Source organism: Streptomyces sp. NPDC001816, from assembly GCF_042892235.1.
Classification (GTDB): domain Bacteria; phylum Actinomycetota; class Actinomycetes; order Streptomycetales; family Streptomycetaceae; genus Streptomyces.
This window is the reverse complement of sequence record NZ_JBIATY010000009.1, coordinates 209,915-234,308: the sequence shown is the minus strand read 5'-3', so window position 1 is coordinate 234,308 and position 24,394 is coordinate 209,915. Positions and strand designations below refer to the sequence as shown.

Below are 24,394 nucleotides of genomic sequence, written 5' to 3'. Positions count from 1 at the left end.
CGGCTACTTCAGTACGAGCGACGTCCACGACTTGACCCACTGGTCGCGGTTGGCGGCGATCTTGCCGGGGGCCATGGTCTCCGGGTCCTTGGCGGCCGGCCCGTACTTCGTGAAGTCGTCGGGCACCGCGGCGCCCTGCACCACCGGGTACACGAACATGTTCAGCGGCATGTCCTGCTGGAACTCCTTGGAGAGCAGGAAGTCGATGAACGCCTTGGCACCCTTGGTGTTCTTCGCGTTGCTCAGCAGCCCGGCGAACTCGATCTGCCGGAAGCAGGTGCCGGTCGCGACGCCGGTCGGGGCGGTGCTGGGCCGCTTCTTGGCGTAGATCACCTCGGCGGGCGGGGAGGAGGCGTACGACACCACGAGCGGCCGGTCGCCGCCCGCCTTCCTGCCCTCGGACGAGCCGGAGAACTCCTGGCGGTAGGCCTGCTCCCAGCCGTCGACGACCTTGACGCCGTTGGCCTTGAGCTTCTTCCAGTAGTCCTGCCAGCCGTTGTCGCCGTACTGCGCGGCGCTGCCGAGCAGGAAACCGAGGCCGGGCGAGGAGGTGGCCGCGTTCTCGGTGACGAGGAGGTTCTTGTACGCGGGCTTGGCGAGGTCGGCGAAGGTCTGCGGCGGGGTCAGCTTGTGCTCGCTGAAGTAGGCCTTGTCGTAGTTGACGCAGATGTCGCCGTAGTCGACGGGCGTGACCCGGTGCTTGTCCTGGTCGAGCTGGTAGTCGGCGCCGACGGTGCCGAGGCCCTTCGCCTCGTAGGACTGGAACAGCCCGTTGTCGAGAGCCCGGGACAGCAGGGTGTTGTCGACGCCGAAGAAGACGTCGCCCTGCGGGTTGTCCTTGGTCAGGATCGCCTTGTTGACGGCCTGGCCGGCGTCGCCGCCCGGCAGTACCCGGACCTTGTAGCCGGACTGCTTCTCGAAGTCCTTGAGCACCTTCTTCGACACGAGCCACGAGTCGTGGCTGACGAGGGTGACGGTCTTGGAGTCCGCCGAGCCCTTGGTGTCCGTCGATCCGCACGCGGACAAGGTGAGCAGGCCGAGGCCGACCGCCGCGGCCACGAGGGTCTTGGTGTGCACGTGAGTGTCCTCCTGGGGGTTGGCCAGGAAGAACGCGGCCCTGCCCGGTCCTTCTGAGAAGAACCCGGGCAGGGCGCAACAGCATGAGTGGTGACCGAACTTCCTACCCAGAATGACCTGGGCGAGGTTCAGAGGGTCTGCGGCCCGCTTGCCGCACTCTCAGCGCTGTGGCGCTCCCCTGTCGGAATATGAAGATGTGATGAGACTCGGATAAGACGTAATCGAACGCAGCCAGATTACCGCTCGGTGGCGGCGAGCTGACCACACGCCCCGTCGATCTCCTGCCCGCGCGTATCCCGGATGGTGACCGGCACACCGTGGGCGGCGATCGCCTCCACGAACGCCTTCTCGTCCTCGGGCCGCGAGGCGGTCCACTTGGACCCCGGCGTCGGGTTCAGCGGAATCAGGTTGACGTGCACGGGCTTGCCCCTGAGCAGCCGCCCGAGCCGGTCACCGCGCCAGGCCTGGTCGTTGATGTCGCGGATGAGCGCGTACTCGATCGACAGTCGGCGCCCGGACTTCTCGACGTACTCGAACCCGGCGTCCAGCACCTCGCGCACCTTCCACCGCGTGTTCACGGGGACGAGGGTGTCGCGCAGCTCGTCGTCGGGGGCGTGCAGGGAGATCGCGAGCCGGCACTTGAAGCCCTCGTCGGCGAACCGGTGGATGGCCGGCACGAGCCCGACCGTCGAGACGGTGATCCCTCGCTGCGAGAGCCCGAGCCCGTCCGGCGCGGGATCGGTGAGCGCGCGGATGGCCCCCACGACCCGGTTGTAGTTGGCGAGCGGCTCGCCCATGCCCATGAAGACGATGTTGGAAAGCCGCGCAGGCCCACCGGGCACGTCACCGTCCCGCAGAGCCCGCATGCCGTCGACGATCTGATGGACGATCTCGGCGGTGGACAGATTCCGGTCGAGCCCCGCCTGCCCGGTGGCACAGAAGGGGCAGTTCATCCCGCACCCGGCCTGCGAGCTGATGCACATGGTCACCCGGTCCGGGTACCGCATCAGCACCGACTCCACGAGCGTGCCGTCGAACAGCCGCCACAGCGTCTTGCGCGTGGTCCCCTCGTCGGTCGACAGATGCCGTACGACGCTCATCAGCTCCGGGAACAGCGCCTCGCGCAGCTTGTCCCGCGAACCGGCCGGGATGTCGGTCCACTGCTCGGGGTCGTGCGCGTACCGCGCGAAGTAGTGCTGCGAGAGCTGCCTGGCGCGAAACGGCTTCTCCCCGACCTCGGCCACCGCCTCCTTGCGCTGGGCGGGCGTGAGGTCGGCAAGGTGCCGCGGCGGCTTCTTGGCTCCGCGCGGGGCTACGAAAGTGAGTTCTCCGGGCTTAGGCATGGCTGTACCAGTGTCGCAGATCCAATTGGGTGACCTGGGGGTGTCGCTCGCTACGACTGTCGTTAGTAGGCGTCACTGGTCGCTGCTGAGCGGCCTCGGACGGCCCAGGGACGGCCCAGAGGCGATCACTCGTCGGCTGCCAGCCACTCGTCGAGCCGGACCTTGACCTGGTGGTTGTGGGCGGCGTGCCAGACGACCTCCCCACTGACGAAGGCCCCGAGAGCCGGGAGGTCCATCCCGTGCGGCATGGCAGTGATCTCCGCCAGCGCTATGGCGTTCGGTACGCCTTCCATACGCATGAAGATCCCGAAGGGCTGGCGACCGATGACGCCGGTGATCCGGGTTCCTACAGGCAGGGCCCCGACGGTCGCCGCCCAGCTCGACCGGACCGCGTCAGCGGCCGGCGCTTCAGGGCCCGTGGGCCAGGCGTACTCATCCATCGGTAAATCATGACGCCTCGGTCACCCCACAGCTCTCCGTTACCCTGCAACGAGCTGCCACGGGTCGTCGTCGTCCGCGGGTGTTGCCGTCGGCGCCTCCCGCAGCGGACCACCGCTTCAGGAGTTCGATCCGTGGCCGTTCCGGCTGCTGTCGTCGACTGGTGCGACGGCCGGACAGAGGCGCTGGTGTACGCCTCCGTCCGGCGTCGTTGTAGGGATCCCCTCGATGCGAACTATGGGCGGGACGGTCGCTGAGGTCTTCACGGCGCCGATCCGCAGTGCCATGCGCCGGTGTGCACCCGCGATTGGCTGAAGACGGACTAGAAGACGGCGATTCCGACCGGGCCGTTGCCGACGCCGATGGTCCTGACCACCCGGTTGTTTCTGGTGTTGATCACCGTGACTGTGTCGTCGGGGAAGCTGGTCACGTAGGCGCGGTCGGTGGTCGGGTTCACCGCCACCTCGCTCGGGTTGCTGACGGGGATGGTCGCGACCACCGTGTTCGTGATGGTGTTGATCACCGACACGGAGTCGCCGGCGAAGTTGGTCACGTAGGCGCGGGGGTTGCGCGGGTCTACCCCCACGCCGAATGGACCGTCGCCGACAGGGATGGGGGATCCGATCGTCTGGTCGCTGGTGGTGTCGATCACCGACACGTTGTCGTCGTCGGTGTTGGCCACGTAGGCGCGGGCGCGGGTGGTGTCTACCGCGATCCCTTCAGGGTCTCCGCCGACGGGAATGGTCGCGACCACCGTGTTCGTGTTGGTGTCGATCGCCGATACCGTGTTGTTGCCTTCGTTGGTCACGTAGGCGCGGGCGCGGGCCGGGTCCACCGCCACTTCGAGCGGGACGTTGAAACCGGGAATGGATGCGACCACCGTGTTCGTGTTGGTGTTGATCACCGACACGGTGTTGTCGAAGTCGTTGGCCACATAGGCGCGGGCACGGGTCACGTCCACCGCAATCCCGAACGGGCCGTTGCCGACCGGGATGGGGGACCCGACCACCGTGTTCGTGTTGGTGTCGATCACCGACACGTTGTCGTTGGCGACGTTGGTCACGTAGGCGTGGGCACGAGGCACGTCCACCGCCACCTCGTACGGGTTGTCGCCGACGCCGATGGTCCCGACCACCCGGTTATTCTGGGTGTTGATCACCGACACGCTGTCGTCGAGGCGGTTGACCACGTAGGCGGGGTCGCTGTCATGCCCGTGTGAGTCCTGGCCTGCCGAGGCCTGCGGGGCGAGACCGGGCAGCAGCGCGGTGCCCAGTGCCGCCAGGGCCCCAGCGACCCATGCTCGCCGCGCAAGTCGTGCCGGCCTCCACCTTTTGTTCGAGCGTCGTTCGGGAACATGGGTGCACTCGTCCCGGATGGTCTGCATACGCATCTCCTGACTGGGCTGCTGTGTCTTGGTCCAGTGGCTACGGATCGCATCGTCAAGTCAGTTCGGCGCCCAGCCAGGCAGACACGACCGAACGAGTAGCCAACGTCACCGGGTCGGCTGGTAGGAGGTTGGGTCGGTGGAGCTCAAAGGTGGGTCAAGCCGCACACGGTCTTCAAAACCGTCGTGGCAGCGATGTCACCGTGGGTTCAAATCCCACCGCCTCCGCTCGATGAGCAGTGAGAAGGGCCCCCTGACCTGAGTGTTTGGTCGGGGGCCGTTCTCGTGTCCGGCTACCGCGACTGCCCGGTGTTCCCCGTGGTTTCCCGCTCTATCGGGCACGGCTGGGGCACGGGCAACTTCTGGTCCGTAGCTCTATGTGGATCGGTCGGTGAAGGTGATACCGGTCGCGCTACGGCTCTACGAGGACGCTGCCGGACGGGGGCGGTTGCTGTGGTGCTGTACTTCGCTGCTGTACCGCCACCGGCCTCGTCGGCCGACCACCGCTTTAGGAGCGAGGTTGGGCAGATGCTCGGGTGACCGGCGGCTTTGCCGTCTCGGGCGCGTCTGGCGCTGAGTGCCGTGCCCTACCGCGGTTCCCCGTGAGGCCCCGTCCGTTCTGGCACGATAGTGGCACGGCCCGCGGACCGTGCCACAGCCCCTCGATGCGAACTATGGGCACGACGGTCGCTGAAGTCTGCCGAGCACGTCAGCCGGTCGTCTGGGGCTGGTGGCGGTCGGTTGTGGCCGCAGCGGTTGCTGTACTTCCGTGCTGTACAGCACTCGCACTGACCACCGTCATAGGAGTTCGACCAATGGTCAGGCCGCCCGTGGTACCTACAGGAGGGGATGGCTGCGATAGGCCGCCGGTGTGCCCATGCCTGCTGTCGTTGATGCCAGAGGCGGATGGCACCGCGTCGCCTCGCCAGCTCCCCGGCCCGACTGCCATCGCACCGATGCTGGGGCCACCCGAGGCGGGATCCCGGGTGGCCCCGGCGGGCCGCTGGTGCGCCGTGGTGTTCTCGCCGGTCTGCCGACGGATGCGGGGAGGTCAGTTGATGCAGCCGGAGATGGTGTTCTCCGGGGCGCAGTTGTCCGGTGTGTTGTTGCGTACGCTGGAGCCGTCCAGTGTCACCGTGCCGCCGCCGTTGAAGATGCCGCCACCGCTGTTGGGGCCGCCGTTCGCGGTGTTGCGCTCCACCGTGGAGCTGGTCAGCGCCGTCGAGCCGCCCCCCTCGTTTGCAATCCCGCCGCCGTCGTTGCCAGCGGTGTTGCCGCGTACTGTGGTGTGGGCCAGCGTCATCGTGCCCAGGTTTTCGATGCCGCCACCGTCGTGGAACGCGGTGTTGTTGCGCACCGTGGAGTAGCTCAGCGTCGCCGTGCTGCCGTAGTAGTTGAAGATGCCGCCGCTGTCGGAGGCGGCGGAGGTGTTGTCGCGCACGATGGAGCGATTCACGGTCAGTGTCCCGCCGTAGTTGTAGATGCCGCCGACGTCATTGTTCCCGGTGTTGTCGCTCACTGTGGAGCCGTTCAGCGTCAGGGCGCTGTTGCTGATGATCCCGCCGGCGGGTTCCCCGCAGCGTTGTTGCGCACAGTGGAGTTATTCAGCGTCATCGTGCCGGGGTACTCGTTGTTGATGCCGCCGCCATTGTTGGTCGCGGTGTTGTTGCGCACGGTGGAGCGGGTCACGGTCAGTGTGCCGCCGAGGTTGGCGATGCCGCCGCCATTGTCGGCTCTGCCGTTGGTGATGGTCAGGGTTGTCAACTGCGCCTGGACGCCGCTGTTGATCCTCACGGTGAAGCCGGTCTGGTTGCCGTCCAGGACCGCGCCCCTTCGACCGATCAGGGTCAGGTTCCTGTCGATGACGAAGTTGCCGGTGCAGGTCCCCCGCACCAGCAGTGTGTCCCCCGAGCTGGCGTTGTTGATCGCGGTCTGCAGGTCGTTGGTGGGGCAGTTCACTGCGGTCTGGGCGGCCGTGGCAGGGCTCGCCCCGGCCAGGCCGACCGCCCCCGCCGTCGCTGCCACCACCGCCGCCGGCATCCCCCGGCGCCAGACCGCACGAGCCGCTCGCATGAGCATCCGTCTTCTCCTGTTCTATGTGCGGGGACATGCCCGGCGGCCGTGCCCCGCTGTCGCTCTCAAGCTGGGCGGCCAAGCGCCCACGCTCGGAAGAACTGGTGCCCCCCGGGGCGGACCGCGCGCCGGAGGTGAGTCCGCGCTCCCCCGAACAGCCGAGAGAATGACCGGCATGGCCCACAGACGGCAGGTGAGGGTCGCGCGGTCGGTGGAGTCTCAATGGGCGAGTCAAGCCCCCGAGCGATCTTGAAAACCGTCGTGGCGCGAGTCACCGTGGGTTCAAATCTCACACCCACAGCAGGTGAACGGCCCCTGACCAGGTAAATCGGTCGGGGGCCGTTGTCATGTGCGCTGTTCGTCAATCGCCGTGGTTCCCCGTCAGTTCCCGGTAGATCGGGCACAGCAGGGGCACGGGCACCTTCTGATCCGTAGCGCCTAGAGCTGATCTCGCCACCAGGCAATATCAGGAGAGTCGGCGCGGACGACCCTGGCGCGCTTCAGAATCTTGCAGTCGAGATCCCATACGAGCTTCCGCAGCTCCCGTGCCGACTTCTTGGGCAAGGCGTGCATGACCTCTTCGAGGTGATCGCGTGGGTAGCCCGGGTCGCACCCGCACTCTGGATCACCGCACCTGGTGGAAGTGAAGGGGTCAGCGATCCTCTTCAGCGGGCCGTGAGCCAGGGCCGTCCAGTGCCAGAAGGCTTTGGCGGTAGCCCCTTGCCAGTAACGCGCATGCTCCAGCCTGCGAATGTGAGCTCCACAAGAGCCGGACAGCCCCTTGATCGCCGGATATCGGTAGCGGATGTAGGGGATTGAGGTCCGTACGGGAAGATCGCCCCGTACAGCGGATGGGCGCCTACGCGGCATTGCCCTTTCGGTTGCGAGTCATGACGGCAAGGTACCGCCGTCAGCGTCGGGCAGGTCCACAGACTGCCCGACGCGCCGGAAGCTTACGGGGCCATGATCACTCGCCCCACGCTTCCTCAGGCCGCCATCGTCACGGTATGCGTGCCGCTCACAGAGTCGCCCATAGAGCCGCTCACAGAGTGCTCCTCGGCTTGCAGCTCGAACCAGATGGTCTTGCCCGTCCCTGTCTCGATGCTGCCCCAGGCATCGGCGAGCAGGTCGAGGAGTTCGGTGCCGCGGCCGCCTTCCGCGTCCGGGTCGGCCACGGTATGTACGGGACCGGAGGGCTCGGTGTCCTCGACCTCGCACAGCAGGCGGGAGTCACGCAGCCGCAGGTTGAGCCTGAGCGGGCCGCGCGTGTGCCGCAGGGCGTTGGTGACCAGTTCGCTGACCAGCAGCTCGGCGGTGTCGGCCAGGTCGTCCAGCGCCCAGTCGCCCAGTTGCGCGGTCACCAGACGCCGGGCTCGGCGCGCCGAGGTCAGTTCCCGCCGCAGGGGCCAGGAGGCGTCCCAGACGGTGGCGCGGCCGCGCGGCGCATCCAGCGGTCGCAGCGGCGCGAGCGTGCGGGACCAGAGGGCCCACTGCCTGGCGAGCCACGAGGATCCGGTGGCATGAGAGGACCGATCTCCCCGGCGAGAGCCGATGGCGTGGCCGATGGCCTGGATGACCATGAGATCTGTCCTTTCTGGGCAGGTGGCGGAGGTTCCGCCGGTGAATGTGCCTGGCGTGGGCCAGGAGCCGCATGTAGCAGTCGCTACACCTAAAATATACATGAAGCGGCTGTTACGGTAAAGACCTACCCAAAAGTGCGATAACGGACAGATGGAAGTCGTAGCCTCACGCACCCAGGAGCCTGCATGCCTCGCCCGCCCGATCCGGCCAAGCGGCGCGACCTTCTCGACCGGGTCCGCGAGTACGTGATGCGCAACGGCCTCGCGGACCTGTCCCTGCGCCCGCTGGCCAAGGCCCTGGGCACGAGCGACCGCATGCTCCTGTACTACTTCGGCAGCAAGGAACGGATGATCGCCGAGGCCCTCGCCATCTACGAGCGCCGGCCCCTCCTGCGCGCCCGCGAAGTGCTGAAGACCGTCGGCCCGCCCACGAGCCCTGCGGGCCTGCGCCGCTTCATGGAGGAGGTGTGGCAGCAGTTCAGAGACCCCGGTGTACGCGCCACCTTTCCTCTCTATCTCGAGATCTTGAGCGCCGGCGTGCTTCACCCGGACCGCTACGGGCCCGTCATGCGCGACATCGTCACCGAATGGACGGCCCTGCTCACCTCCGTCTTCCGCGACCTCGGCATGGGCCAGGAGCGAGCCCGTACCCAGGCCACCCTCCTGGCCGACGCCACCCTCGGCCTCTTGATCGCCCCGCTGGCGGACGGCCACTGGGACCACGCCGACCAGGCCTTCCGCGCCCTCCTCGACAGCCTGGAACCCGGATGGCACGCCTCGGGGGTGAAGCAGAACGGCAGTTGACCCGTCGTCATCTGTCGTCGTCGGTCACCCTTGAGCGACGACCTCCGTAGGAGGCGACCAACGCGTCTGCCACGATCGCCGCATCTGTCTCTGCAACATCTGCCGGGTATTCCGGCAGCAGATCGTCCCAGACCGGCATCCATGATCCGTACAGCTGTGCCTGTCCCTCGGGCCGGGCGAAGAACCAGATGTGCAGGTGCGCGCCTCCGTCTCCGATGCGGTAGACGTGGGCTCGCGAAATGTACGGCAGGGCCTGCACATGGCGGACGATGTGAGTGGACAACACCCCCAGTTCGGCTGCCAGTTCATCGGGCAGGTCAGCCATGTCGTAGTGCTCACGCGGATGCAGCATCAGCACCAGCGGCACACCGACTCCCGGGATTCGGGCGAGCCGCCAACTGTCGTTGAACCAGATCCCTTCGTCCCGGTCGCGGCACGCCCCGCAGTCCGACGGGTCCTCGCCATGTCGCGCAGGCTCGGGCAGGACCGGAGGCCGCAGCGGCGCGACGCGCAGTCCGTCCGGTTCGAACGGGCTGATGTCCCACCCCGTCATCCGCGCCAGCGGGAGCCGACGTTCATCATCCGCAGCGGCAAGTGCGTGTGCGTAGAACTCATCAGGTCGCAAGGCCATGATCGGAAGATTAGTTCGGGGTGCCGGAAACCCGCTTGGCCGGGGTCATGGGGCTCCCTACTCTGGCCGCATGCCTGCCGCCAAGACCTCGTACGTCTGTCTGTCCTGCCGGGTGTCGTACAAGCAGCGCCACGACCCGTGGCGGGAGCGGACCTGCCCGCGCTGTGCGGGTGCGTTGATGTACGCGGGCTCGGCCTTCGCGGCGCCCCCGAAGCGGGACAGAGCCGCCTGGCGGACGCTCACCGTGCTGTTGAACGCGGGCGTCGGTTTCCACAAGAGCTGCTGCGGTGGGCCGGGCTACCGGCCGCGGACGCTGCGCGAGGTGCGGGAGCGGATGGCGTACGCCCGCCGTACCGGGGAGCCGGCCGCGACGGCGCTGCGCCGGGTCGATCTGCCGTGACGAGTCTGGACGCCCTGGTCCGGGCCGTGTCCCCGCCGGCCGACCCGGTCGACGCCCGCGGGGACTGGGCCGAGGTGGAAGCCCGGCTCGGGGTGCGGTTGCCCGGTGACTACAAGCAGCTGGTCGAGACGTACGGGTGGGGTGAGTTCTGCGACTACCTGTACCTGCGCACGCCCTTCGGTACGAGCCCGTACAACCGCCTGGAGCGGCACGACGGTCTGCTGGTCTGGGGTGCCACCATGGACGCCGACCGGCTGTGCTGGCGTACCGAAGCGGACCCGGATGAGTGGCCGGTGGTGGTGCGGGGCCGGAGCACCGGGCGGGAGGAGTTCGCGCCCGGTGCGGCCGGGTTCGTCGAGGGGTGGGTGACGGGGCGGGTGCGCTCCACCGTCCTGGCCGACATGGAGCCCGGCCTGGCGCCCTGGTTCAACGCCTTCCGGCCCCGGCTGCACCGGTGTCTACGGCTGTCCGAGGGGCCGCGGCCGTACGCCGAACGGCTGCGGATACTCCGGGACGTGCTGGCGCCGACCGTGGACCGGGGATCGTGGCAGTCCGACGACGGTGCGCACGGCGAGGACCACTTCGCGACCGCCGACACGGACTGGCACCTCACCTACGCCCGCTCGCGCCCGCACCAGATCCGCGTCTCCTTCCTGCCCACAGACCACGCGACGGCCCGCGACCGTCTCTTCGCCGCCGTACGCCTCATGGGCTGCACGGTCCTGGAGATCACCACGGCCGACGGCCTGCCGCTGCCGGACTGGAGCGCCGGCGACGCCTAGGCACTGCGCCCAAGTCCGGGCAACGCGGGGGTCGGTGGGCCAGTCACCGCAAGGTCGTCCCCCGTTCCCCCCTGGGGGAGATCAGGCGCGCGGGTGGGCGTCGTACAGGGTCGTGCAGTGGTTGCTGGCCTGCAGCGTCGTCCAGTGCCACTTCAGCTTGTCGCGGGTCTGCGGGCCGTACACGCCATCGGCGTCGAGGCCGAGGCTCCCCTGGACGCGGGCGAGGGCAGCCGCCGTCTTCGGGCCGAACTTGCCGTCGATCTCGCCGAGGTCCTGGCCGTAGCAGTAGTTCAGGGTGTCCTGGAGGTAGTACACCTGCATGCCGCTGGCGCCGGAGCGGAGGGTGCAGAAGTTGGTGCCGCCGGTGCCGATCGTGGGGATCTTCGCGTAGTAGTCGCCGCTGAAGTACGTCGTGTAGGACGTGCAGCCGGCGATGGAGGCCTGCGCGGCCGGGCTGACGGTGAACATGCCGGCGGTGATCGCGGTGGCTGCGCCGAGCGTGGCGAGCGTGCGCTTGAGCTTCATGGTGGGTCGTCCCCCAGGGTGCGGTCGGATGCGAGCGGAAGCGCTCGGAAGCGAACGGATGTGGGCGGTCGGCGAGTTGCCGTCCGACGCCGAGAACCTAGCAACGGTCCGGCACCCCGGATTCCGCCTCCCACGGGGCGTCCCGGGCCCGGCCGGCGTCCCGGGAAGGACCGGTGGGATGACCACGGTGGAGGGCCGTGCCCCGGTCCGAGGGGCCCCGACCGTCCCGCGCAACACCTTGCGCCCGGTCCGTCCCGCAGCGTCCCAGACACGTCCCACGGACGTCCCACGGACGTCCCGACGTACGTCCCGACGTACGTCCCGACCCGCGTCCCGGCACGATCAGGCGTTGGCCGGGAGGATCCTCAGACAGTGCCTATGCGGCCGTGTGCTCCAGCCGCTCCTTGAGCAGCCGCTCGTTGCGCGGAAGCTCCTTGCGCAGCTGCGGCCGTACGACGAGGGGCAGCAGGACCTTGCCGATCCCCTTGCCCTCGAAGTCGAGGTCCATGGTCACGCGGGTACGGCCCTCGGAGAGCGGGATGACCTCGCCGTGGACACTGCCCCGGACGGGTCCGTCGATGCCGCGCATGCCCCAGGTGTGCGGCGGTTCGAACTCGGTGACCTCCATGGTCATCGGGACCTCCCGGCGGCCGACGTGCCGGGTGACCCGGATGTGGGAGCCGACTCCGAACGGGCCCTCGTCCAGCTGCTCGACCGAGACCGCACTCGCCTGCCACTCGGGCAGATGGGAGACGTCGCTGAGGTAGGCCCAGACATCACCGGGGCTCCGGTCGACGTCGATCTCCTCGTGGAAGGCGGACATGGCACCCTCCTTTCCCTTTCCCTTGCATCCGATCCCTTATATTCCGAATATACGAAATCGGCCCACTCGGGTGTGTGTACGACGACGGGCCCCGTCCTGTGTTCAGGACGAGGCCCGGAAGCCGTGGCGAGCAAGGCTCACGCGGAGCCGACGAACAACACCAACAGCAGCCACACCACCGGGGCGGTCGGCAGCAGGGAGTCCAGGCGGTCCATGATGCCGCCGTGCCCGGGGAGCAAGGTGCCCATGTCCTTGATGCCCAGGTCGCGCTTGATCATGGACTCGCCGAGGTCGCCCAGGGTGGCGCTGGCCGCGACCGCGAGGCCCAGCAGCAGGCCCTGCCACCAGCTGCCGTCGTCGATCAGGAACTGCATGCACAGCGCGCCCGCGACCATGGCGAACAGCACCGCGCCGAGCAGGCCCTCACGGGTCTTGCCGGGGCTGATGCGCGGGGCGAGCTTGTTCTTGCCGAAGCGCCAGCCGACCGCGTACGCGCCGGTGTCGCTGACGACCGTCAGGAGCAAGAAGGTCAGAACGCGCCAGGGGCCGTCGTCGGCGGTGAGCATCATGGCGACGAACGTCGCCAGGAACGGCACGTAGAACGCGGCGAAGACGCCGGCCGTGACGTCCTTGAGATAGCCCTCCGGCGGATCGGTCATCCGCCAGACCAGGACGGCCAGCGCCGTCAGGGCCATGGCGACCCAGGCGCCCTCGGCACCCCGCACATACCCGGCGACCACCATCGCCGCACCGCCGAGCGCGAGCGGCACGAGCGGCGCCTTGATGGCCTTGCGCTCCTGCAGCCTGCTGGTCAGCTCCCACAGACCCACGACCACGGCGACCGCGACCACACCGACGAACACGGCCTTGTAGATGAACAAGGACGCGATGATCACCACACCGAGCCCGATGCCGACCCCTATGGCCGCGCTCAGGTCACGGCCCGCGCTCTTCTTCTGCGGCGCGGGCGCCGGCTGCGGGGCGTCGGGCATGGGCTCCGGATTCTGCGTGTCGTGTTCGAACGTGTTGCTGTGGGACGTGTTGCTGTGGGACGTGTTGCCGTGGAACGTGTCGCCGTGGAACGCGCTGTCTTGGAACGTCTCGTCTCGGAACAAGGGGCCGTTCAGGCGAGCGGCCCCCCGGTCGTCGTCCTGGTCTCCGCCATACGCGGGTACGTCGGGCACGATGGGCATGGGGCGAGTGTGCTGCGCCTCAGGCGCATCGTACGCGGGACCCGCCGGGGCAGCCCCCTGGACAGGCCCACCTGCGGTGGGCCCCCAGTACCCGGCCTGCCCCGCCGTCGGCGGCGCCCCCCAGGAAGAGTCGCTCATCAGACTTCGAGCAGCTCCGCTTCCTTGTGCTTCAGGAGCTCGTCCACCTGAGCCACGTACTTGTGGGTGGTGTCGTCCAGCTCCTTCTCCGCACGGCGGCCCTCGTCCTCACCGATGTCGCCGTCCTTGACCGCCTTGTCGAGGGCGTCCTTGGCCTTGCGGCGCACGGAGCGGATGGAGACCCGGGAGTCCTCGGCCTTGGCCTTGGCGACCTTGATGTAGTCGCGGCGACGCTCCTCGGTGAGCTCCGGGAACACCACCCGGATGATGTTGCCGTCGTTGCTCGGGTTGACGCCCAGGTCGGAGTCGCGGATCGCCTGCTCGATGTTGCGCAGGGCGCTCTTGTCGAACGGGGTCACGACCGCCATGCGCGGCTCCGGCACGGAGAACGAGGCCAGCTGGTTGATCGGCGTCAGCGCGCCGTAGTAGTCGGCCACGATCTTGTTGAACATCGCCGGGTGCGCACGGCCCGTGCGGATCGCGGCGAAGTCCTCCTTGGCGACCACGACGGCCTTCTCCATCTTCTCCTCGGCCTCGAGGAGGGTCTCTTCGATCACCACTTGCTCCTGCGTGTCTTGAGTAAGGCCCGGCTGCGGTACCTCGTCGGGGCGGCGGCCGGCTGCGTCGCGTCTTCTTCCTGCACGGTTCCCGACCGGCAGGACATTGTCCATCCCCCGGCCAGGGTGCGTCCCGTCCGTCCCCCGGACAGGTGTCGTACCCCGGGTGACGGGGGTGTGCCGGTCAGGCCCGGCTGCCCTGGTCACCCACCAGCGTGCCGATCTTCTCACCCTTGACGGCCCGCGCGATATTGCCCTCCGCGAGCAGCTCGAACACGAGGATCGGCAGCTTGTTGTCGCGGCACAGCGTGATGGCGGTGGCGTCGGCGACCTTGAGGTCGCGGGTGATGACCTCGCCGTAGCCGAGGGCGTCGAACTTGACGGCGTCGGGGTTGGTCTTGGGGTCGGAGTCGTAGACCCCGTCCACACCGTTCTTGCCCATGAGCAGCGCCTCGGCGTCGATCTCCAGGGCGCGCTGGGCGGCGGTGGTGTCGGTGGAGAAGTACGGCATGCCCATACCGGCGCCGAAGATGACCACGCGGCCCTTCTCCAGGTGGCGCACGGCGCGCAGCGGGATGTACGGCTCGGCGACCTGGCCCATCGTGATGGCGGTCTGCACCCGGCTGTCGATGCCCTCCTTCTCCAGGAAGTCCTGGAGGGCGAGGCAGTTCATCACGGTGCCGAGCATGCCCATGTAGTCGGAGCGGGCGCGGTCCATGCCGCGCTGCTGCAGTTCGGCGCCGCGGAAGAAGTTGCCGCCGCCGATGACGACCGCGATCTCGGCGCCGTCCCGGACGACGGCGGCGATCTCACGGGCGATCTTGTGTACCACGTCCGGGTCCACGCCCAGGCCCCCGCCGCCGGAGAAGGCCTCTCCGGACAGCTTCAGCAGAAACCGGCCGCGTACTTTGCCGTCGTCGCTCTTCTGGGCCTTGGTGGTCATGGAGATCCCGCCTCTTTCACGTGTTGCACATACGAAGAAGGCCATTGCCGGTGGGGTCGCTTTTCGCTCCCATGCGCGGCAATGGCCTCCTCGTCAGATCTGCTGCCGTCCGCCACGTGCCTGGGTGTGGCGGTGTGCGCGGACGACTGCTGTCGACCCTATCGAGAATTCTCCTCGGGTCGCGGGTCGATCGCGGTACGGACTCAGATGCCGACCTTGATGCGCGTGAAGCGCTTCAGGGTGACACCGGCCTCGTCCAGCACCTTCTGGACCGACTTCTTGTTGTCCAGCGCGTACGGCTGGCCGAGCAGCGTGGCGTCCTTGAAGAAGCCGCCCAGGCGACCCTCGACGATCTTGGCGATCGCGGCCTCGGGCTTGCCCTCGGCGCGGGTGGTCTCCTCGGCGATGCGGCGCTCGGACTCGACGACCTCGGCCGGGACGTCCTCCTTGGAGAGGTACTTCGGCGCGAAGGCGGCGATGTGCTGGGCGACGCCCTTGGCGATCTCGGCGTTCGGCTTGTCGAGCTCGACCAGGACACCGATCTGCGGGGGCAGGTCGGGCATGGTGCGGTGCATGTAAGCGAGCACGAAGCCGTCGGCGAACTGCGCGAAGCGGTCCAGGACGATCTTCTCGCCGAGGTTGGCGTTGGCCTCGTCCACGAACGCCTGGACGGTCTTGCCGGGCTCGATCTCGGAGGCGAGCAGGGCCTCGAGGTCGGCCGGGGAGGTCTTGGCGACGTGCTCGGCGATCGCCGTGGCGACGGCCTGGAACTTGTCGCCCTTGGCGACGAAGTCCGTCTCGCACTTCAGCTCGACGAGGACGCCGGAGGAGTTGTCGTCGGCGATGATGGAGACCACGGCGCCGTTCTCGGCGGAGCGGCCCTCGCGCTTGGCGACGCCCTTCTGGCCCTTGATACGCAGCGCTTCGACGGCCTTCTCGACGTTGCCCTCGGCCTCGTCCAGCGCCTTCTTGCAGTCCATCATGCCGGCGCCGGTGAGCTCACGGAGCTTCTTGACGTCGGCGGCGGTGTAGTTCGCCATGAGTCTGTGAGTCTTTCTCGAAGTCTTGGGAGATCGGAGATCGGTACGGTCTGCGATCCACATGTGAACGCGGATCGCGGACTACGCGCCGACCTACGGGTGAACAGCGGGGGCGGAGTTCATGTCGCCGCCCCCGCCGTCAACGCTGACGTCAGGCCTGCTCGCCCTCGGCGGCCGGGGCCTCAGCGGCAGGAGCCTCGGCCGCGGGGGCCTCGGCAGCCTCGGCAGCCTCGGCAGCCGGAGCCTCGTCCTTCTTCTCACCCTCGAGCAGGTCGCGCTCCCACTCGGCGAGCGGCTCGCCGGCGGCCTTCTCACCCTTGTCACCGGTGGCGACGCCGGAGCGGGCGATGAGGCCCTCGGCGACGGCGTCGGCGATCACACGGGTGAGCAGGGTGACGGAGCGGATCGCGTCGTCGTTGCCCGGGATCTTGTAGTCAACCTCGTCGGGGTCGCAGTTGGTGTCGAGGATGGCGACGACCGGGATGTTGAGCTTCCGGGCCTCGCCGACCGCGATGTGCTCCTTCTTGGTGTCCACGATCCAGACGGCGCTGGGCACCTTCTGCATCTCGCGGATACCACCGAGGGTCTTCTCCAGCTTGGCCTTCTCACGCGAGAGGACCAGGAGCTCCTTCTTGGTCAGACCCGACGCCGCGACGTCCTCGAAGTCGATCTGCTCAAGCTCCTTGAGGCGCTGCAGACGCTTGTAGACGGTCGAGAAGTTGGTGAGCATGCCGCCCAGCCAGCGCTGGTTGACGTAGGGCATGCCGACGCGGGTGGCCTGCTCGGCGATGGCCTCCTGCGCCTGCTTCTTCGTGCCGACGAACATGACCGTGCCGCCGTGGGCGACGGTCTCCTTGACGAACTCGTAGGCGCGGTCGATGTACGACAGCGACTGGAGCAGGTCGATGATGTAGATGCCGTTGCGCTCGGTGAAGATGAAGCGCTTCATCTTCGGGTTCCAGCGACGGGTCTGGTGACCGAAGTGGACGCCGCTTTCCAGCAGCTCCCGCATCGTGACGACGGCCATGGCCGTATCTCCTTGAAGTTCTCGGTTGTGCCGCGGATGCCGGACGGCTCCCGCGCCTGACGCCCACCTGCGCCGTGCCACAAAGGACCGAGGAGCGCTGACACCGGCTTGTGATCACCAGGTGTCGGGGCGTGCGAAGTCGACCCGGTGACCCGGATCGCCAGAAGAAGTGTACGGGACCGTGGGGGCACCGGGTGACGCCGCTCTCCACAACCGGGGAGTAGTCCACAGATCCCGGCCATGATCGGCGGGGGTGCGGGAGGGTCTTCGCATGCGACGAGTGATGCGATGCGTGGGCGTGTGGGTGGGATTGCTGCTGGCCTCGACGGCGACGGCGCCGGCTCCCCCGGCCTGGGCCGCCCTGCCCCCACCTGCCCGGGAGGAACGGGTTCCGGCCATCGCCCGCGCCTGGCCGGTGGGCGTCCGCCCCTTGGTGCTACGGGGCTGGCAGCCCCCGGCGACGGTCTACGGCCCCGGCCACCGGGGCGTGGACCTGGCCGCGTCCCCCGGTGCCCCGGTACGGGCGGTGGCGCCCGGCCGGGTGACCTTCGCGGGCCGCGTGGCCGGGCGTGGCGTGGTGTCCGTCCAATTGACGGGCACGAACCTGCGCACGACGTACGAGCCGGTCAGCCCCTCGGTGCGAAAGGGGGACACGGTGGGGGCGGCCGAGGTGGTGGGCACGGTGGAGGCGACGGGGTCGCACTGCTCGGGTACGTGCGTGCACTGGGGCTTGCTGAGAGACGACACGTACCTGGACCCGTTGTCCTTGCTGCCGCCCTGGCTCCTGCACAGGGGGCCGTCGAGACTGCTACCGGTGCTGGGAGTGCCTGCGTAGCTGGGGACAGTCGTGCCGCTGGGAGCCGGCCCTCTGCTCCAGCGAAGCCGAGAGCTTGGAGGAGGGTGGGCGGGGGCCCCGCTCGAGCGGAGCCGAGAGTGGGGGAGGCACCGCGCACGCGCGGGCAAGCGACCCCACCCCCGGCCGGCGACAGCCGCCTCAGCCCTTCACACCACGCAACGCCATGGCCACCGCAGCATCCGTCACCACGGAGGGATCCTCGGCGGCGCCGAGCTCGATCCGCCGCACGGCCGCGTCCACGACCCCCTGCAGCAGCATTGCCGCCAGCCGAGGCTGCTCGTGCCCCATCTCCCCCAACGCCTCGACGACCATCGCGACCAGACCGCCGTGCGCGGCCCGGATCTTCTCCCGCGCCCCCGCATCCAGCTCACTCGCCGAGATCGCCACCACAGCCCGGTGCCGCCGGTCCCCGACCAGCGCCAGCTGCTGCCGCACGTACGCCTCGACCTTGTCCTCGGCCGACGACGCCCGCTCCATCGCCGCCGCGACGTCCGCCGCCCACACGGGGAAGTCGACCTCGCACAGCTCCTCGACCACGGCGGCCCGCGAGCGGAAGTACTCGTACACGGACGACCGCGCCAGCCCCGTTCGCTCGGCGAGGGCCGGGAAGGTCAGCGCCTCCGTCCCGCCCTCGGACAGCAGGGACCGGGCCGCGTCCAACAGGGCGGCTCGCTGCATCGACCGGTGCTCGGCCACGGAGGCCGCTCGAATCCTTGGCACGTCAACCACTTTACGGACACCCCACCCCGGAAGGGAGGACTCAGCGCCCGAAGCTCGCCAGCTTGGCCCGCAGCTGCAGCACCGACTTGGTGTGGATCTGGCTGACCCGGCTCTCGGTGACCCCGAGCACATTGCCGATCTCGGCGAGGGTGAGCCCCTCGTAGTAGTAGAGCGTGACGACGGTCTTCTCCCGCTCGGGCAGCGTGTTGATCGCCCGCGCCAGGAACCGCCGCAGCTCCCGGTCCTCGGCCACCTCCACCGGATTGTCGGCGGCGGTGTCCTCCAGCGTGTCCATGAGGCTGAGCCGGTCCCCGCCCTCGCCGCCGACATGCAGCAGCTCCTCCAGGGCGACCACGTTGGCCAGCGACAACTGGCTGAACACCGCATGGAGTTCGTCGACCTCCATGCCCAGCTCGGTGGCGACCTCCCCTTCCGTCGGTGTCCGCCGCAGCCGCGCCTCCAGGGTGGCGTAGGCCCGCTCGACGTTGCGCGCCTTCTGCCGGACGGACCGGGGGATCCAGTCCAGCGCCCGCAGTTCGTCGATCATCGCGCCCCGGATCCGGGTGATCGCGTACGTCTCGAACTTGATCTCCCGGTCGATGTCGAACTTCTCGATCGCGTCGATCAGCCCGAACACCCCGGAGGAGACGAAGTCGGCCTGCTCCACGTTGGGCGGCAGGCCGACGCTCACCCGGCCCGCCACATACTTGACCAGCGGCGAGTAGTGCAGGATCAGCTGCTCGCGCAGCCGGTCGTCCCCCGTCTCCTTGTACGACCGCCACAGCTCGTCGAGCGTCGAGGGAGCGGGCGGTCGCACGCTGCCACCGTCGCGGGCGGCTGCGGGGATCGCCGTCCGGTCGGACCCGGAGGTGTGCTGGGGCATTCGTCGCCTTGTGCCGTTCTGCCGTACCTGGGTGAGCTGTCTGTCTGATGTCGAGTTGGCGCGGTCTGCGCCCGGGCTTTCGTGAGCGTAGCGTGACTGGGGAGTCGCGGTGTGCGAACAGGAAGGGTCCACTCCTGCGCGGGCCTCTTCCGTCGTCCGCACCACCGCGCTCCGCAGCTCGCTCTGCGTGACCGGGCGAAGGGGTCAACTCCGGGAAATCCCAAGGGCGTAGGGGATTCCCCCGGACGGCCGAACCCGCTCGGTCAGCACGGACCGTGACACCTCCGGGCCGAGATCATCGCCTGGCGTGTCAACTTCCAGCCGTCGCCGTGTCGTTCGACGTATCCAAGTGCTCGGAGTTCGTACAGCCTCGCGATCGCGTCGTCCGGCGTGGTGCGCGCGCCGCACGCGATCTCCCCGACGGGGGCCGCGCGGCTTCCGGGCAGGGCTGCGAGGACGGCCCGGGCGGCCGGTTCCAGCAGGTCACGCGGGAGTACGGGTCCTTGCCGGGGCGGAGCCAGCTCGCCGATGTCGCCCACGAGTTCGACGACGTCCGCCGCGTCGGTGACCAGGACGGCCTCGCCGCGCAGCAGTTCGTGCACGCCGGCGGAGAGTCCGCTGGTGACGGGCCCGGGCACCCCCATGGTGTACCTCCCGAGGCGGGCCGCGGCCCGGGCCGTGACCAGCGAACCGCTGCGGCAGGCGGCCTCCACGACGACGGTGCCCCTGGTGAGCGCCGCGATCACTCTGTTCCGCAGGATGAACCGGCTCGGAGTCGGGTGATCACCCGGCGGCAACTCCCCCACTACCAGCCCCTGTTCCGCGATCCTGTTGATCAGGGCGGTGTGGCCGCGCGGGTAGGGCCGGTCGACGCCGCAGGCCAGGACGGCGACGGTGGCTCCGCCGGCGGCGAGGGTGCCGCGGTGGGCGGCGCCGTCGATCCCGTACGCACCGCCCGACACGACGACCCAGCCCCGCTCGGCCAGGCCCGAGGCGAGGGTGGCCGCGGCATGGGCGCCGTACTCGGTGCAGGCGCGTGCTCCCACGACGGCCACGGACCTGAGCGCCCACATCCGCAGACTGGCCCGCCCCCGCACCCACAGCCCCGTGGGCCGCCCGTCCCCGAGGTCGTCGAGCTGCCCCGGCCACTCCGCGTCCCCCGGACAGACGAATCGCACCCCGGCGGCCCGCGCCACCTGGAGATCCCGCTCCGGCTCGGCCCGCCGGGCCCGCCCGAGCAGCCCGCCCCACCGGGTCCCGCTCACCCCCGGCAACGGCTCCCCGACGTCCCGCAACCGCCGCACCACCTCCGCCACCCCGAACTCCCGCAACCACCGCCCACCGACTTCGTCCCCGGGCTCGATGACCCGAGCGAGAAAGACCCGGTCGAGCAGCTCCCCGTCCGGGTCGGGTCCTGCGGTCATGTCAGGGCGCCGAGGGCCATGGGCACGCCCCGCGGCACTCCGGTGCGCAGTTGCAGGGCGAGGCAGACGTCGGTGGCGTCCGGGCGGTCGTGGCCGACGAGGTCGGCGACCGTCCAGGCGACGCGCAGCACCCGGTCGATCCCGCGGGCGGTGAGCACGCCCCGCTCAAGATTGCGTTCGGCCTCGTCCATCGCGCCGGCGGCGGCATGGAAGCGGCTGCGCAGCTCCCTTCCGGGCACCTCGCTGTTGCTGCGCCAAGGGGTTCCGGCGAGCCGGACGGCCGCCCGCTCCCGGGCCGCCCTGACCCGGTCGGCGACGGTCGCGCTGGACTCGCCGCGGGCGCCTGGTTCGGTGAGCTGGGCGCGGGTGACCGGGTCGACCTCGACCCGCAGGTCGACCCGGTCCAGCAGCGGGCCGGACAGCCGGGCCTGGTAGCGGCGGATCGCCGACGGCGGGCAGTCGCACAGGGAGTCCCGCTGCGAGAAGCGTCCGCAGGGGCAGGGGTTGGCCGCCAGGACCATCAGGAACCTCGCCGGGAACCGGACCACACCCGCGCTGCGCGCGATCACCACGTGTCCGGACTCCAGGGGCTGGCGCAGCGCGTCCAGCGTCTGGCTGTGGAACTCGGGTGCCTCGTCGAGGAACAGCACGCCCCGGTGGGCGAGGGAGACCGCGCCGGGCCGTGCGATGCCCGGGCCGCCGCCGACGAGTGACTGCATCGTGGCCGAGTGGTGCGGGGCGCAGTACGGGGCGACGTCGATGAGCGGCTTGCCCGGAGGCAGCAGCCCGGCGACCGAGTGGACCGCGGTGACCTCCAGCGACTCCTCCCGGGTGAGCCGGGGAAGCACGGCGGGCAGGCGCTCGGCGAGCATGGTCTTGCCCGCGCCCGGCGGGCCCTCCAGGAACAGATGGTGCCCTCCGGCGGCGCACACCTCCACGGCCGTGCGCGCCGAGGTCTGGCCCACGACATCGGCCAGGTCATGGTCCTGTTCGTGCTGTGCGGCACCGACGGTGTGCATTCCGGTGGCGGCGCCCGCGCCCGGTACCCGGAGGCCGGCCAGCAGGGGGTCGGGGCGTCCCCGGTCGTCCGGCTGTTCCTCGGGCACGGGCTCGTCGGCCAGCACGGCGATCAGCTGCCGAAGGCTTCGGATGCCGAGCACGGACACGCCGGGCACGAGCGAGGCCTCGGCGGCGGCGCACTCCGGTACGACCACCTGTTCGTAGCCCGCGTCGGCGGCCGCGAGGACCGCGGGCAGAATGCCTCGCACCGGCCGCACCCGGCCGTCGAGTCCGAGTTCTCCGATCATGACGATGTCGGCGAGGACCCGGGGGTCGATGCGCTCGGCGGCGCCGAGCACCGCGCAGGCGACGGCCAGGTCGAATCCGGAGCCGGCCTTGGGCACGGACGCCGGGCTGAGTCCGACGGTGAGCTTCTTCTGCGGCCACTCGCCGCCCGAGTTCACCACCGCCGCCCGAACCCGGTCCCTGCTCTCCGTCAGGCTCTTGTCCGGGAGGCCCACCAGGGTGAAGGCGGCCACTCCTGGTTCCAGGTCGGCCTGGACCTCGACGACCACGCCCTCGACGCCGACCAGGGCCACGGAGCACGTACGGGCGAATCCCATCTCAGGCCACCCCCCGCGCGTGCTCCACGGACGGGGCGCCCCGGCGGGGCAGGAGGACGCCGATCAGGTCGATGCGGACGCCTCCGGGCGGGGCTCCTCCGTGGGTCTGGATCCAGCGTTCGGCCAGGGTCAGCAGCCGCTCGGCCTTCTCGGCCGTGACGGCGGCCATCGGGTGCTGGAATGTGCCGCTCCGGCGCGTCTTCACCTCGCAGACGACCAGCGTGCTCCCGTCCCGGGCCACGATGTCGATCTCGCCGGACCGTCCGCAGCGCCAGTTGCGCTCCAGGATCGTCATCCCGGCCGCGGCCAGCCGCCGCGCGGCCAGATCCTCGCCGTACCTGCCGAGTCCACTGCGTGCCTTGCTCATGTCGGCACCACCTCCGGCGCCAACCGTCACGCATCCCGCCCGGAGAAGTGGATCTTGGTGGACTACTCGGTGGTTGTGGAAAACTCCGTCACCCGCTCGGGAGCTCCAGGTCGCTCTTGTTCAGCTCCTCGATGTTCACGTCCTTGAACGTGAGGACGCGGACCTGCTTCACGAAACGGGCCGGCCGATACATGTCCCAGACCCAGGCGTCCGCCATCGACACCTCGAAGAACACCTCACCCTGGACCGAGTGCACCTGCATCTCGTAGTCGTTGGTGAGGTAGAAGCGCCGCTCGGTCTCGATCACGTATTTGAACAGACCGACGACGTCCTTGTACTCCCGGTAGAGCTTCAGCTCCATCTCGGTCTCGTACTTCTCGAGGTCCTCGGCGCTCATGGCATGTTCCCCTTCAGCCGTGCGATCCCACCATTGTGCGCCAGTCCGACGAGCCTTCAGACGATTTCCGTGTCAAGGATCACGGGCCTGGCCGGGGGACCTTCGTCGAGCAGCGTGCGCAGCAGCTCGGCGAGTCTGGTCGGATACACCGTCTCATGGGCCCGGGTCAGTTCCTGACACGTCCACCAGCGCGCTCCGGCGACGCTGCGCCGCTCAAGATCCGTCAGACCCTGGGCTTCGGTCTCCGTCTGGGTCGTACGGGCCAGGTAGTACCACTCGTCCTGGTCCCAGCGGCGGCCCGCGAACGGGAAGGAGCACTGCCGGCGCCACAGCACGGGACCGAGTTCGACGTCGGTGATGCCGGTCTCCTCGACGAGTTCCCTGAGCGCCGCCTCCTCGCGCGTCTCGGTGCCCTCCAGGCCGCCGCCGGGGGTGAACCACCAGTCGTCGGCCGGGTCCTCCGGCTCATGGCCGTGCAGCAGGAGGATGCGGTCCTGGGGGTCGAGCAGCACCACTCGGGCGACCTTGCGCAGACCGCCCTCGTAGGTGTCCTCGCCCGTCCGCGTGGTCTCAGCGGGCACTGGCGGGCTCCGCGCCGGTGCGGCTGCGGGAGCGGCCCAGCCGCTTGGCGATCGGGCCGTAGGCACCGCCGCCGAGCACCAGGACGGCCCCGGCGACGATCATGAATTCGATGGTCCGGACCGGGCCCGGCTGGGAGAGGGTGCCCAGCGTCTCGAAGCCGGTGGGGCGCTTGAGCAGGCCCTTCATGGGCCAGACGACGGAGTCGACACGGGCGACGACGGCGTTTCGGGACACGGTGCCCTTGGCGGCGTCGGTGAGGTGGGCGGTGGAGTCCAGGGAGCCCTGGCGTTCGTCGCCGAGGAGGAAGAGCCGGCCCTTGGGGACGGTCACGGTCGGGATGTTCTGGGTCTCGGCCAGGCTGCCGGCGGGCAGGTAGGGCTCATCGACCTGCTTGCCGTTGACGGTGAGCTTGCCGTTCGTGCAGCAGGCGACGGTGTCGCCGCCGACCGCGACGACCCGCTTGACCACGTTGGCGTTGGTGACCCAGCTCTTGTCGCGGAAGACGACCACGTCGCCGCGCCGGACCTCGTCACCGTCGACGCGCTGGGCCAGCACCCGGTCGCCGATGGCGATCGTCGGGCTCATCGAGCTGGTGGGCACGGTGTACGGCCGGTAGACCAGCGCCGCCCAGCCGAAGCCCGCCAGGAACAGCACCAGGCCCAGCGCCATGGCCACCCCGGACAGCCGGTTCCCGATCCGGCTGCCGCCGGCCTGTGCCGTGCCTGCGCCCGCGCTGCGCGGGGCCGTACGCGTCGTGCTCTCGCCACCCATGGACCCGCACCCTA

Annotated in this window: 27 protein-coding genes and 1 riboswitch; of the genes, 4 read left to right on the top strand and 23 right to left on the bottom strand. The window is 69.4% G+C overall.

The genetic code is table 11. The features are described from left to right. Positions 1-3: 3 nt before the first annotated feature. The 7 genes from ACFYZZ_RS30145 to ACFYZZ_RS30115 form a co-directional block, all read right to left on the bottom strand. Positions 4-1,077 (bottom strand): thiamine ABC transporter substrate binding subunit, encoded by a 1,074-nt coding sequence (locus ACFYZZ_RS30145; RefSeq protein WP_389182420.1) that lies wholly within the window; start codon positions 1,075-1,077, stop codon positions 4-6. Positions 1,078-1,159: 82 nt separating this feature from the next. Further along, a riboswitch (TPP riboswitch) is annotated at positions 1,160-1,267 on the bottom strand. Between the two features lie 46 nt (positions 1,268-1,313). Beyond that, complete coding sequence (rlmN, locus tag ACFYZZ_RS30140; protein WP_389182417.1) at positions 1,314-2,420, bottom strand: 23S rRNA (adenine(2503)-C(2))-methyltransferase RlmN; 1,107 nt, start codon at positions 2,418-2,420, stop codon at positions 1,314-1,316. A 125-nt stretch (positions 2,421-2,545) separates the two neighbouring features. After that, the gene (locus ACFYZZ_RS30135) at positions 2,546-2,713 is read right to left on the bottom strand and encodes a hypothetical protein (protein WP_389182414.1); all 168 of its coding nucleotides are present in this window, start codon (positions 2,711-2,713) and stop codon (positions 2,546-2,548) included. Between the two features lie 467 nt (positions 2,714-3,180). Then, positions 3,181-4,047, bottom strand: coding sequence for a beta-propeller fold lactonase family protein (locus ACFYZZ_RS30130; RefSeq protein ID WP_389182411.1), 867 nt, complete (start codon positions 4,045-4,047; stop codon positions 3,181-3,183). Positions 4,048-5,293: 1,246 nt separating this feature from the next. After that, positions 5,294-5,761 carry a hypothetical protein gene (locus ACFYZZ_RS30125; RefSeq protein ID WP_389182408.1) on the bottom strand — a complete coding sequence of 156 codons (468 nt, stop codon included), beginning with the start codon at positions 5,759-5,761 and terminating at the stop codon, positions 5,294-5,296. A gap of 17 nt (positions 5,762-5,778) precedes the next feature. Beyond that, on the bottom strand, positions 5,779-6,315 hold the full coding sequence (locus ACFYZZ_RS30120; RefSeq protein ID WP_389182405.1) for a hypothetical protein: 537 nt from the start codon (positions 6,313-6,315) through the stop codon (positions 5,779-5,781). Between the two features lie 986 nt (positions 6,316-7,301). Continuing rightward, positions 7,302-7,895 (bottom strand): ATP-binding protein, encoded by a 594-nt coding sequence (locus ACFYZZ_RS30115; protein ID WP_389182402.1) that lies wholly within the window; start codon positions 7,893-7,895, stop codon positions 7,302-7,304. A 186-nt stretch (positions 7,896-8,081) separates the two neighbouring features. On the opposite strand from ACFYZZ_RS30115, the gene ACFYZZ_RS30110 reads away from it, so the two are divergent. Further along, on the top strand, positions 8,082-8,699 hold the full coding sequence (locus ACFYZZ_RS30110; RefSeq protein WP_389182399.1) for a TetR/AcrR family transcriptional regulator: 618 nt from the start codon (positions 8,082-8,084) through the stop codon (positions 8,697-8,699). 7 nt (positions 8,700-8,706) lie between these two features. Here ACFYZZ_RS30110 and ACFYZZ_RS30105 read toward each other — a convergent pair whose 3' ends face one another. Continuing rightward, positions 8,707-9,330 carry a hypothetical protein gene (locus ACFYZZ_RS30105; RefSeq protein WP_389182396.1) on the bottom strand — a complete coding sequence of 208 codons (624 nt, stop codon included), beginning with the start codon at positions 9,328-9,330 and terminating at the stop codon, positions 8,707-8,709. A 70-nt stretch (positions 9,331-9,400) separates the two neighbouring features. On the opposite strand from ACFYZZ_RS30105, the gene ACFYZZ_RS30100 reads away from it, so the two are divergent. Together ACFYZZ_RS30100 and ACFYZZ_RS30095 are read left to right on the top strand one after the other, a co-directional pair. Continuing rightward, entirely contained in the window at positions 9,401-9,730 is a 330-nt protein-coding gene (locus ACFYZZ_RS30100; protein WP_389182393.1) for a deoxyxylulose-5-phosphate synthase, read from the top strand. Then, positions 9,727-10,512, top strand: a complete 786-nt coding sequence (locus ACFYZZ_RS30095; RefSeq protein ID WP_389182390.1) for an SMI1/KNR4 family protein — start codon at positions 9,727-9,729, stop codon at positions 10,510-10,512. Before ACFYZZ_RS30100 ends, ACFYZZ_RS30095 begins: the two co-directional genes overlap by 4 nt. A gap of 81 nt (positions 10,513-10,593) precedes the next feature. On the opposite strand, the gene ACFYZZ_RS30090 is transcribed toward ACFYZZ_RS30095, so the two are convergent. The 7 genes from ACFYZZ_RS30090 to rpsB form a co-directional block, all read right to left on the bottom strand. Beyond that, positions 10,594-11,037 (bottom strand): peptidoglycan-binding protein, encoded by a 444-nt coding sequence (locus ACFYZZ_RS30090; protein ID WP_389182387.1) that lies wholly within the window; start codon positions 11,035-11,037, stop codon positions 10,594-10,596. 376 nt (positions 11,038-11,413) lie between these two features. Then, the gene (locus ACFYZZ_RS30085) at positions 11,414-11,860 is read right to left on the bottom strand and encodes an SRPBCC family protein (RefSeq protein WP_389182384.1); all 447 of its coding nucleotides are present in this window, start codon (positions 11,858-11,860) and stop codon (positions 11,414-11,416) included. A 137-nt stretch (positions 11,861-11,997) separates the two neighbouring features. Beyond that, positions 11,998-13,191 (bottom strand): phosphatidate cytidylyltransferase, encoded by a 1,194-nt coding sequence (locus ACFYZZ_RS30080; RefSeq protein ID WP_389182381.1) that lies wholly within the window; start codon positions 13,189-13,191, stop codon positions 11,998-12,000. Next, positions 13,191-13,748 (bottom strand): ribosome recycling factor, encoded by a 558-nt coding sequence (gene frr / locus ACFYZZ_RS30075; protein ID WP_097257182.1) that lies wholly within the window; start codon positions 13,746-13,748, stop codon positions 13,191-13,193. Before frr ends, ACFYZZ_RS30080 begins: the two co-directional genes overlap by 1 nt. 184 nt (positions 13,749-13,932) lie before the next feature. Beyond that, positions 13,933-14,691: a UMP kinase gene (gene pyrH, locus ACFYZZ_RS30070; RefSeq protein WP_067010707.1), complete on the bottom strand. Its 759-nt coding sequence runs from the start codon at positions 14,689-14,691 to the stop codon at positions 13,933-13,935. A 203-nt stretch (positions 14,692-14,894) separates the two neighbouring features. Beyond that, positions 14,895-15,731, bottom strand: coding sequence for a translation elongation factor Ts (gene tsf, locus ACFYZZ_RS30065; RefSeq protein WP_389182378.1), 837 nt, complete (start codon positions 15,729-15,731; stop codon positions 14,895-14,897). Positions 15,732-15,882: 151 nt separating this feature from the next. Then, positions 15,883-16,758 (bottom strand): 30S ribosomal protein S2, encoded by an 876-nt coding sequence (rpsB, locus tag ACFYZZ_RS30060; protein ID WP_389182375.1) that lies wholly within the window; start codon positions 16,756-16,758, stop codon positions 15,883-15,885. 271 nt (positions 16,759-17,029) lie between these two features. On the opposite strand from rpsB, the gene ACFYZZ_RS30055 reads away from it, so the two are divergent. Beyond that, on the top strand, positions 17,030-17,593 hold the full coding sequence (locus tag ACFYZZ_RS30055) for a murein hydrolase activator EnvC family protein (protein ID WP_389182372.1): 564 nt from the start codon (positions 17,030-17,032) through the stop codon (positions 17,591-17,593). A gap of 159 nt (positions 17,594-17,752) precedes the next feature. Here ACFYZZ_RS30055 and ACFYZZ_RS30050 read toward each other — a convergent pair whose 3' ends face one another. The 8 genes from ACFYZZ_RS30050 to lepB all read right to left on the bottom strand — a co-directional run bounded on the left by ACFYZZ_RS30050 (position 17,753) and on the right by lepB (position 24,380). Beyond that, positions 17,753-18,310, bottom strand: coding sequence for a TetR/AcrR family transcriptional regulator (locus tag ACFYZZ_RS30050; RefSeq protein ID WP_389182691.1), 558 nt, complete (start codon positions 18,308-18,310; stop codon positions 17,753-17,755). Between the two features lie 64 nt (positions 18,311-18,374). Beyond that, positions 18,375-19,217, bottom strand: coding sequence for an RNA polymerase sigma factor WhiG (whiG, locus tag ACFYZZ_RS30045; RefSeq protein ID WP_145883421.1), 843 nt, complete (start codon positions 19,215-19,217; stop codon positions 18,375-18,377). Positions 19,218-19,480: 263 nt separating this feature from the next. Further along, positions 19,481-20,641: a DNA-processing protein DprA gene (gene dprA, locus ACFYZZ_RS30040; RefSeq protein WP_389182369.1), complete on the bottom strand. Its 1,161-nt coding sequence runs from the start codon at positions 20,639-20,641 to the stop codon at positions 19,481-19,483. After that, positions 20,638-22,263 carry a YifB family Mg chelatase-like AAA ATPase gene (locus ACFYZZ_RS30035; RefSeq protein WP_389182366.1) on the bottom strand — a complete coding sequence of 542 codons (1,626 nt, stop codon included), beginning with the start codon at positions 22,261-22,263 and terminating at the stop codon, positions 20,638-20,640. The genes dprA and ACFYZZ_RS30035 overlap by 4 nt, the downstream gene beginning before the upstream one ends. A gap of 1 nt (position 22,264) precedes the next feature. After that, the gene (locus tag ACFYZZ_RS30030) at positions 22,265-22,660 is read right to left on the bottom strand and encodes a YraN family protein (RefSeq protein WP_389182363.1); all 396 of its coding nucleotides are present in this window, start codon (positions 22,658-22,660) and stop codon (positions 22,265-22,267) included. 58 nt (positions 22,661-22,718) lie between these two features. Then, entirely contained in the window at positions 22,719-23,027 is a 309-nt protein-coding gene (locus tag ACFYZZ_RS30025; RefSeq protein WP_386576477.1) for a DUF2469 domain-containing protein, read from the bottom strand. Between the two features lie 56 nt (positions 23,028-23,083). Next, on the bottom strand, positions 23,084-23,608 hold the full coding sequence (locus ACFYZZ_RS30020) for an NUDIX hydrolase (RefSeq protein WP_389182360.1): 525 nt from the start codon (positions 23,606-23,608) through the stop codon (positions 23,084-23,086). Continuing rightward, positions 23,598-24,380 (bottom strand): signal peptidase I, encoded by a 783-nt coding sequence (lepB, locus tag ACFYZZ_RS30015; protein ID WP_389182357.1) that lies wholly within the window; start codon positions 24,378-24,380, stop codon positions 23,598-23,600. The genes ACFYZZ_RS30020 and lepB overlap by 11 nt, the downstream gene beginning before the upstream one ends. Positions 24,381-24,394 lie beyond the last annotated feature (14 nt).